The following is an 8038-nucleotide window of genomic DNA, read 5'->3' on the forward strand; positions in this document are numbered from 1 at the left end:
CTTGGACAGATAGGCCGCGAGCTGCTCGTCGTCTTCGATGATCAGGACGCGCATAGGTATTGAGAGTGTCGAGGGGCGAGTGCCGAGGGGCGAGGGGGACGCTCCTCAACCCTCGAACCTCGTTACTCGTTACTCGTTCCTCGTAACTCGACACTCGGTACTCGTAACTCGTTACTTCCTCAGGCAAACGGTACGGTGATGAAGCGCTGCTCGCCGTTCTGCTCCACCCGCAGCAGCACGGACGGGCGATCTTCGTCGGCGGCCTCGCGCACGGCGCGGGCGACGTCGTCCGGCTCGTTCACTGCCTCCTGCCCGACCATGCTGATCAGGCTGCCGGCGCGGATGCCGGCGCGCTGGGCCGGACTGCCCGGCTCCACCTGGGCCACCAGCACGCCAGGGGCTTCGGCATCTAGGCCGCGCTCCTCGCGCATCTCCGGCGTGAGCGGCGCCAGGAACAGGCCGATCCGTGGTCCGTCGTCCTCAGCGGCCTCGCCGGGCTTGGTCATGGCAAGATCGTCCTGCGGCATGCGGCCGATGGTGACGTCGAGCATCTGGACCTCACCGCCGCGGATCACCTCCAGCTGTATGCTCGTGCCGGCGTCGATGCCCGCGATGAGCTTGGTGAGATCACGATACTCCTGCATCTGCTCGCCAGCGGCCTTGATGATGACATCGCCGCTCTTGACGCCCGCTGCCATGGCAGGACTATCCGGCAGCACGTCGGCCACCAGCACACCGGATGCCTCGTCGAGGCCCAGGCTGTCGGCGACGCCTTCGCTCACGGGCTGAATCTGCACGCCGAGCCAGCCGCGCTCGACGCGACCGTTCTCCCGCAGCTCACGCACGATGTCGGCTGCAGTCTCGGCAGGGATCGCGAAGCCGATGCCAATGTTGCCACCGCTCGGCGAGAAGATGGCCGTGTTGACGCCGATGACGCGCCCGCGAGCGTCGAACAAGGGTCCACCGGAGTTCCCGCGGTTGATGGGCGCATCGATCTGCAGGTAGTCATCATATGGGCCGGAGTTGATGTCTCTGCCCCGTGCCGAGATGATACCGGCATTCACCGAGCCGCCGAGACCGAAAGGGTTGCCCACCGCAAGCACCCAGTCGCCGATGCGCGCCTCACCGCTATCGCCAAGGTCCACGTGCGGCAGCTCCGGTGCGCCGTCCACCTTAATGAGCGCAAGGTCGGTCTTGGGGTCACGGCCGATGACGCGAGCCTCGAATTGGCGCCCGTCGTTCAGCGTCACCTCGATGGTCTCCGCAGACTCGATGACGTGATTATTGGTCACGATGTAACCGGCCGGATCGATGACGAAGCCGGAGCCCTCGCCCTCGCGCTGGCGTGGCATCTGAAAGTCGTGCATACCGCCAAACTGCTCGAAAAACTCCCGAAGCGGCGAGTCTTCCGGCAGCCCTTCGGGCAGTGCCCGGCCGTTCATGGACATGCGCTGCACAGGCTTCTGTGCGACCGTAACGTTGACGACGGCGGGCGTGACACGCTCGGCAACATCCGCAAAGCTCGGCGGCCCCACGGGCGCCTCCAGCGGCGCCGGCGTTGGATCGGCCGCCTCGACGTTGCCAATAGCGAGCAGCGCTGCACCCGTGCCCAGCGTCAAAATCACAGCCAGGGCGAGAGCCGAGCGGCGCAGGCCCTCGCGGGGCTCGGCGGCTGCGACGGCGGAGATTTGCGGGCCTGCGCCGCCCGGCATCGGATCATGAGAATGCTTGATAGGCTGCATTAGGACCCTCCAGGGGTTGCACCAGTCGATTGCTTGGTCGTCATGGCGCCCGCGATATTGCGGGCCGTTGCGACATGGATGACCTTGATTGCGCATAATCCGGCTGTCGCCGTTACTGTGCCGTTGCGGCGGGATTAAGCTTTAGTCATGCGTCGGTATGCGGTCGGTATCCGGGGCTCAGCGCCGCCAACGAATGCTTGCGGCGCCCTGCCCAGGTGCGTAGGTTGTCCCGGCCGGCCGCAAGATAAAGTCGGCGGCCGCACAGCGGCACCCGCTACGGGCATACCGGCTTTTTGGCCGTCTTGGCCAACAATCAGACGGGGTATCCTGCGCCGCAGGGGTAACACCATTCAACCGGCGCTTCCCTATGCCGGGCTCCGCATCACGACCACCAAGCACTGTGAGGCACAACCGACCATGGCCGACCTGGAACAAGTGGAGATCAACCGCTACCGCCGCGAGCTGGAGCATGACGTCCGCCACCTGGTTAAGAAATACTGCCGCATCATGAGCTGGGAAGTACCCGAGCTGAACGAGAGTGAGGCCGGCAAGCTCATTTTCATGGCGCTGCGCCAGGCGCTGGACGAGGTGGAGAAGGAATGACCGCCCCAGCCGCCAGCCTCGGGCTTGTCCTACCGGAGCAGCCGCAGTGGCGCGGACAGCGTAGCCCCAGACAGCCGGCCGCGCGGCCTTGGCAGGCGGTGGGGGTTCAGCGGCGAGGAGTCGTCACGCAGCGATCGCGTGCGAGAGGCGTGCATCGTGGCCGAAAACCCATGTGTGGCGGGTATACATCCGCACCCGTCCTTTCCAAGAACCAGCGTCAGGAGAACCACAATGAGTGACTTGGTGGTGCTGTCGTTTCCGGACCAGGAAACGGCGTTTCAGTTGCGAGCCGAGCTGAGCCGGCTGCAAAAGGAATATTTGATCGACATGGAGGATGTCGTCGTCGTCACCAAAGACGAGAAGGGCAAGGTGAAGCTGCATCAGGCGGTGAGCCTGACGGGCATGGGTGCCGTCGGCGGCGGCTTCTGGGGCATGCTCATCGGGCTTTTGTTCCTGAATCCGCTCTTGGGCGCGGCAGTCGGTGCCGGCGCCGGCGCGCTGTCCGGCAAGCTATCGGATATCGGCGTGAACGATCAGTTCATGAAGGACCTCGCCGCGAACTTCCAGCCTGGCTGCGCGGCGGTGTTTGTGCTGGTGCGCAAAGCCACGACGGATAAGGTGATCGAGGAGCTGAAGCCCTTTCACGGCAAGGGCAAGGTACTGAAGACCTCTCTCAACAAGGACGAGGAAGCGGCGCTGCGCGAGGTGATCGAGGGCGACAACCTGTGAATGCCTAGCCCGCGACGCTTTGGCGCGGGCTGGTGACCGCGTCGCCGAGCGCCATCGCACATAGCCGCCAACGGCTACAGGAGCAGCCAATCGTTGGACGCCTTCGCACTCGACAAGGCCAGCATCGGTCACGCGCTATCGGTGTTCATGGGCTTTTTCGCCATCATGAACCCCATCGCCAATACGCCGGTGTTCCTGGGCCTCACTGCCGATGACGACACCACCACCCGGCGCAAGGTGGCCTTCCAGGCAGTGCTCGCCGCCTTCGTCATCGTCGCCGTCTTCTGCCTGCTCGGCGCGGTCATCTTCAAGCTCTTCGGCATCACCCTGCCGGCGTTTCGCATCACCGGCGGCGTCCTGGTCGCGCTGATCGGCTACCAGATGCTGCACAGCAGCCCGTCCGCGGTTCACCATCCGAGCAGCTCCGATCAGGCGGCCAGCCGGCAGGCGGCGCTGTCCGTGGCCCTGAGTCCGCTGGCCCTGCCGATTCTGGCTGGTCCGGGTACTATCGCCACGGCTATGAACTTCGCATCTGCGGGCAGCACGGCGGATATGGTGGTCACGCTCGCCGCCTTTGCGCTGCTCTGCGCCATCACCTACGGCTTCTTCGTCTCCGGCGAGGGACTGACGCGCTACCTGGGCAAGAGCGGCCTCAATGTGATCACCCGGATCATGGGTCTGATCCTGGCCGTCATCGGTGTGCAGATGCTGGTGGACGGGCTGAAGGGCGCGTTTCCTGCGCTTGCTTGAGCGCGCTGGCGTCAGACCGACCTACTTGTAGAGCTGCTCGGGGTCGATGAGCGGCTCGGCCACGACCTCTACGCGGTCGCCGCGTAAGGCGTTGTAGAAACAGTTGCGGCGCCCGGTGTGGCAGGCGGGGCCGGTCTGGTCCACCAGCAGCAGCAGCGTGTCGCCGTCGCAGTCGAGCCGCAGCTCCTTCAGGTGCTGTACCTGGCCCGACGATTCACCCTTGCGCCAGAGCTTGCCGCGGGAGCGGGACCAGTAGCACACGCGGCCCGTCGCCAGGGTCTCATCCAAAGACTCTAGATTCATCCAGGCCATCATCAGCACCTCGTGAGTGTCATGCTGCTGAGCGATGGCTGGAATCAGGCCGTCGGCGTTGAGCTTGAGGCTGGCACGGACTGCCTCCCAGGGCAGGCTGTCGCCGAGTTTGGCGCGCTCGTTGGCCTTAATTCGATGCTCCGGCGCGGGGTTTTCTGCGTGTTGGCTCATGTGGGGCGCGTCGCCTCCGGCTAGACTGACCATAGCGGCAGGTTAGCAGAGCCGGCCGCCGCGCCGCCCTGACACGGCACAGGTCCGCGCGCCCGCCGACCGGAATCCCAGTGCACAGCCGATCGGCGCACGCGACCGACAAACCGCCCGCACAGCGTGCACAGGGCTGAACACCACAGACTCGGGAGCACCCCATGCCCAGCCTGCTCATCACCAACGCCGAGGTCGTGAACGAAGGCCGCCGCTTCCAGGCGGACGTGCTGGTCGCCGACGGGCGCATCGCCGCCGTCGGCGGCGATCTCCAGAGTCGCCCGGCTGACCGGGTCATCGACGCCGCGGGCCGGCTGTTGCTGCCAGGCATGATCGACGACCAGGTGCACTTCCGCGAGCCGGGGGTCACCCATAAGGCGGACATCGCAAGCGAGTCCCGGGCGGCGGTAGCAGGCGGCATCACCAGCTTCATGGAGATGCCGAACTGCAAGCCGCCAACTCTGGATGCCGAGCAGTTGGCGGCCAAGTACGCCCGCGCCGCCGAGGTATCCCGGGCCAACTATGCGTTTTATCTCGGCGCCAGCAACGACAACATCGACGCCATCCGTGCCCTGCCCGTCGGGGATGCCTGCGGCGTCAAGGTGTTCATGGGCGCCTCCACCGGCAACATGCTGGTGGATGACCCGCAGGTGCTCGATGCCATCTTCCGCGACTGCCCCGTCATCATCGCCACCCACTGCGAGGACACGCCGATGATCCTCGCCAACGAGGCCGAGTATCGGCAGCGTTACGGCGAAGACGTGCCCATGGAGGCGCACCCGCTGATCCGCTCCGAGGCGGCGTGCCTCAAGTCCTCCACGCTGGCCGTGGACCTCGCACGCCGCCACGACGCCCGGCTGCACGTGCTGCACCTGACGACGGCCCGGGAGCTGGCCCTGTTCGCACCCGGCCCCATCGCCGGCAAGCGCATCACCGTCGAGGCCTGCGTGCATCACCTGTATTTCGATGAGCGGGACTACGCCGAGAAGGGCGCACTCATCAAGTGCAACCCCGCCATCAAGCGCCCGGAGGACCGCGAGGCCCTGCTCGGCGCCGTCGCCGAGGACCGCATCGACGTCATCGCCACCGACCACGCCCCGCACACCCTGGAGGAGAAGGCCGGAAAGTACTTCCAGGCCCCCGCCGGCCTGCCGCTGGTGCAGGACGCCCTGCCGTCGCTGTTCGCGCATGTGCAAGCCGGCAAGCTCACCCTGGAGCAGGTGGTGAACAAGACCAGCCACGCCCCCGCCGAGTGCTTCAACGTGCAGGAACGCGGCTACATCCGCGAAGGCTACTGGGCGGACTTGGTGCTGGTAGACGCAAGCAAGCCCGTCACCCGCAGCCGCGAGCAGGTGCTCTACAAGTGCGGCTGGTCAGCCTTCGAGGGGCGTGAGCTGCCGGCCACCGTCGTCGCCACCATCGTCAACGGCGAGGTGGCGTTCGAGGACGGCCGGGTGAACGATGCGGTGCGGGGGCAGCGGCTTGCGTTCGGGCCGACGCGGTGACAGGGGCGCTGACTGCCGGTGGGCGTGTGTGGCGGCGACCGCGCTCCTCCGACCCCGTTGGCACTTACTCAGATTGGCAGAAAGGCGATCCGATTCCGCCAGTCCGACGGATCAGTTGCTTCTGCAATGAGCAGTAGGTCTTCGGCGGCCGATGCGATGCGCAGGTGCTGCGGAACGACGATGACGCCCGGGCTCGGCGCAGTGGTGATGAAATCCGCGAAATGCCGCGGCATCGTCCGGGCATCGTGGGTGACCAGGATGCGACCCTCTGCGGCAGCCAAGCGCAAGACGGCTTGGTCATCGAGTCCGGCCAGCCCCGCATCGGTGGCGGACTGGAAGTCGGTCATGGCCCGACGTCGAAGTACGGCAAGCACAAGACCGTGGTTGAGGTCTGCATCCGCCTGGAAGCGCAACGCCGTCATGCGTCGGCCGTTGCGCGCTTGAGCTCCGCAAGCTTCTGATACCACATGGGATCCACATCACGGGCGGCCTGCCACTGGCGCTCGAAGTCTTCCCGGCCCTGCGCCAGGTACGCATGCACGTCGACGGCGTGGGCAAGATAGTAGGCCAAGGCGCCATAAACCTGCTCCAAGCTCAGAACGGGATAGCTCTGTGCGATGGCCTCGGCGCTCTGCCCGTCCAAATACGCGAGCACGATGGAGCCCAGGGACACCCTCGTGCCGGCGATACGATAGTCACCGTCCAGGCGTTCTACATAGACTGCGCTCATTGCTTGGCGTCCCGACTGTTGGCGTTTGTGAGAAGCATGGAGGTCAGCCCGGCCTCGGTCAAACCCGCGGGCGGAAGATGCCTCAACGCACCTACCAATGCACGCAACGACGTTAAGGCAGCTCCCTGCAGCAAGCCGTTCAGGCCGTCGCCGACGGTTCCCGCCGTTGCTATGCCTCCCGCGCCTCCGCCAGTCGGCAGATCTCTTTCACGGTGCCGCTGAAGACGATGCCGTGGGCCGGGGCGAAGGCATACCAATAGGTAAGCCCCCAGACGCCGGCGGGATGCCAGTAGGCGGTCATGCTGAGCTTCGTGCCTCCATTCGTCAGCGGCTTCAAATCGAATTCCATCATGCCGGCTCCCGGCGCGCGCATGCCGAAGGCGAGGCTCAGGCGCCGCTCGGGCTCAACGCCGAGCACCTTCCAGGAGTCGATGCGGTCGCCGACGCGCAGCTCCGTCGGATGCCGGCGGCCGTGCTGGCGCCCGGGGCCGCCGGCGAGCCAGTCCAGGGTCTCGCGCAGCTGCCACAGGCGGTTCAGGTAGAACCAGCCGCGCTCGCCGCCCAGCTCCCGCAGCACGGACCAGACCGCGGCGGGCGATGCGGTGGTCTCGTGGGCGGCGCTGGCGCGCTTGGCGTAGTAGGCGTAGTCGATGCGTTGGTTGCGCACGGCAAAGGCTCCTTCGACCCAACGGGCGACGACGGGCTCGCTGTTCCGCTCGGCCGCGAAGACAGCGCGCACGGCCTCGCGGAAGCCGAGCAGGTGCTGCGGCACCAGCCGGCGCAGCTCGGCGTCGTCGGCGGTGAAGTCGTGCTTGAGACCCTCGATGAGGGCCCGGGCGATGTTGGTGGGTACTGCGGTGATGAGCCTGAGCCAGTAGGACGACAGCTTCGGGCTCAGCACCGGCACCGGGATGATGATGGGCGGGCGCTTGCCGCCCTCCTCGGCAAGGACGCGCATCATCTGCTGGTAGGTCAGGGTCTCCGGGCCGCCGGCGTCGAAGACGCGGCCCTCGGCCTCCGGGATCTGGGGCAGCCGCACCAGGTAGGTGAGCAGATTCTCCAGCGCCAGCGGCGGCGACTTGGCACGCACCCAACGCGGCGTGACCATCACCGGCAGGTGGTAGACCAGGTCGCGCATCACCTCGAAGGCCGCCGAGCCGGGCCCGACGATGATGCCGGCGCGCAGCTCCGTCACCGGCACCTTGCCCCGGCGCAACACGTTGCCGGTGTCGCGGCGGGAGACGATGTGCTCGCTGTCGGCGTCGTCCGGCACCAGCCCGCCCAGGTAGACGATGCGCTCCACGCCGCAGGATGCCGCCGCCCGGGCGAAATTAGCCGCCGCCTCCAGGTCCAGCCGTCCGAAGTCCTTTCCGGCGGCCCTGGAATGGACCAGATAGTAGGCGATCCGCCCGCCTTGCAGCGCTGGCGTCAGGCTGTCGTAACCGAGGGCGTCCGCTTCGCCGATC

9 protein-coding genes are annotated in these 8038 nt (G+C 66.5%); 4 read left to right on the forward strand and 5 right to left on the reverse strand.

Going from position 1 to position 8038, the window contains the following annotated elements; translation table 11 throughout:
• Positions 1-179: 179 nt before the first annotated feature.
• Positions 180-1742, reverse strand: coding sequence for a Do family serine endopeptidase (locus tag I6U14_RS09990; protein WP_296898935.1), 1563 nt, complete (start codon positions 1740-1742; stop codon positions 180-182).
• A 417-nt stretch (positions 1743-2159) separates the two neighbouring features.
• On the opposite strand from I6U14_RS09990, the gene I6U14_RS09995 reads away from it, so the two are divergent.
• The 3 genes from I6U14_RS09995 (at position 2160) to I6U14_RS10005 (ending at position 3824) form a co-directional block, all read left to right on the forward strand.
• Complete coding sequence (locus I6U14_RS09995) at positions 2160-2345, forward strand: hypothetical protein (RefSeq protein ID WP_296898937.1); 186 nt, start codon at positions 2160-2162, stop codon at positions 2343-2345.
• 231 nt (positions 2346-2576) lie between these two features.
• Entirely contained in the window at positions 2577-3074 is a 498-nt protein-coding gene (locus tag I6U14_RS10000) for a DUF1269 domain-containing protein (RefSeq protein ID WP_296898939.1), read from the forward strand.
• Between the two features lie 93 nt (positions 3075-3167).
• Positions 3168-3824 carry a MarC family protein gene (locus tag I6U14_RS10005; RefSeq protein WP_296898940.1) on the forward strand — a complete coding sequence of 219 codons (657 nt, stop codon included), beginning with the start codon at positions 3168-3170 and terminating at the stop codon, positions 3822-3824.
• A 21-nt stretch (positions 3825-3845) separates the two neighbouring features.
• Here the strand turns inward: I6U14_RS10005 and hisI are convergent, their stop codons facing one another.
• Complete coding sequence (gene hisI, locus I6U14_RS10010; protein ID WP_296898942.1) at positions 3846-4307, reverse strand: phosphoribosyl-AMP cyclohydrolase; 462 nt, start codon at positions 4305-4307, stop codon at positions 3846-3848.
• Between the two features lie 194 nt (positions 4308-4501).
• Between hisI and I6U14_RS10015 the strand changes: the two genes are divergently transcribed.
• The gene (locus I6U14_RS10015; protein WP_296898944.1) at positions 4502-5842 is read left to right on the forward strand and encodes a dihydroorotase; all 1341 of its coding nucleotides are present in this window, start codon (positions 4502-4504) and stop codon (positions 5840-5842) included.
• A 68-nt stretch (positions 5843-5910) separates the two neighbouring features.
• Here I6U14_RS10015 and I6U14_RS10020 read toward each other — a convergent pair whose 3' ends face one another.
• The 3 genes from I6U14_RS10020 to I6U14_RS10030 form a co-directional block, all read right to left on the reverse strand.
• The gene (locus tag I6U14_RS10020; RefSeq protein ID WP_296898946.1) at positions 5911-6264 is read right to left on the reverse strand and encodes a DUF5615 family PIN-like protein; all 354 of its coding nucleotides are present in this window, start codon (positions 6262-6264) and stop codon (positions 5911-5913) included.
• Positions 6261-6572 carry a DUF433 domain-containing protein gene (locus I6U14_RS10025; protein WP_296898948.1) on the reverse strand — a complete coding sequence of 104 codons (312 nt, stop codon included), beginning with the start codon at positions 6570-6572 and terminating at the stop codon, positions 6261-6263. Before I6U14_RS10025 ends, I6U14_RS10020 begins: the two co-directional genes overlap by 4 nt.
• A gap of 169 nt (positions 6573-6741) precedes the next feature.
• Positions 6742-8038, reverse strand: a 1297-nt coding sequence (locus I6U14_RS10030; RefSeq protein ID WP_296898950.1) for an SDR family oxidoreductase, incomplete at its 5' end; no start/stop codon positions are given.

The sequence above is a fragment of the Thiohalocapsa sp. genome, assembly GCF_019695415.1.
Lineage (GTDB): Bacteria > Pseudomonadota > Gammaproteobacteria > Chromatiales > Chromatiaceae > Thiohalocapsa.

Excerpts from the sequence above, each read along its gene's own strand:
- I6U14_RS09990 (WP_296898935.1), bottom strand. The coding sequence starts at position 1,742 with ATGCAGCCTATCAAGCATTCTCATGATCCGATGCCGGGCGGCGCAGGC.
- I6U14_RS09995 (WP_296898937.1), top strand. The coding sequence starts at position 2,160 with ATGGCCGACCTGGAACAAGTGGAGATCAACCGCTACCGCCGCGAGCTG.
- I6U14_RS10000 (WP_296898939.1), top strand. The coding sequence starts at position 2,577 with ATGAGTGACTTGGTGGTGCTGTCGTTTCCGGACCAGGAAACGGCGTTT.
- hisI (WP_296898942.1), bottom strand. The coding sequence starts at position 4,307 with ATGAGCCAACACGCAGAAAACCCCGCGCCGGAGCATCGAATTAAGGCC.
- I6U14_RS10015 (WP_296898944.1), top strand. The coding sequence starts at position 4,502 with ATGCCCAGCCTGCTCATCACCAACGCCGAGGTCGTGAACGAAGGCCGC.
- I6U14_RS10020 (WP_296898946.1), bottom strand. The coding sequence starts at position 6,264 with ATGACGGCGTTGCGCTTCCAGGCGGATGCAGACCTCAACCACGGTCTT.
- I6U14_RS10025 (WP_296898948.1), bottom strand. The coding sequence starts at position 6,572 with ATGAGCGCAGTCTATGTAGAACGCCTGGACGGTGACTATCGTATCGCC.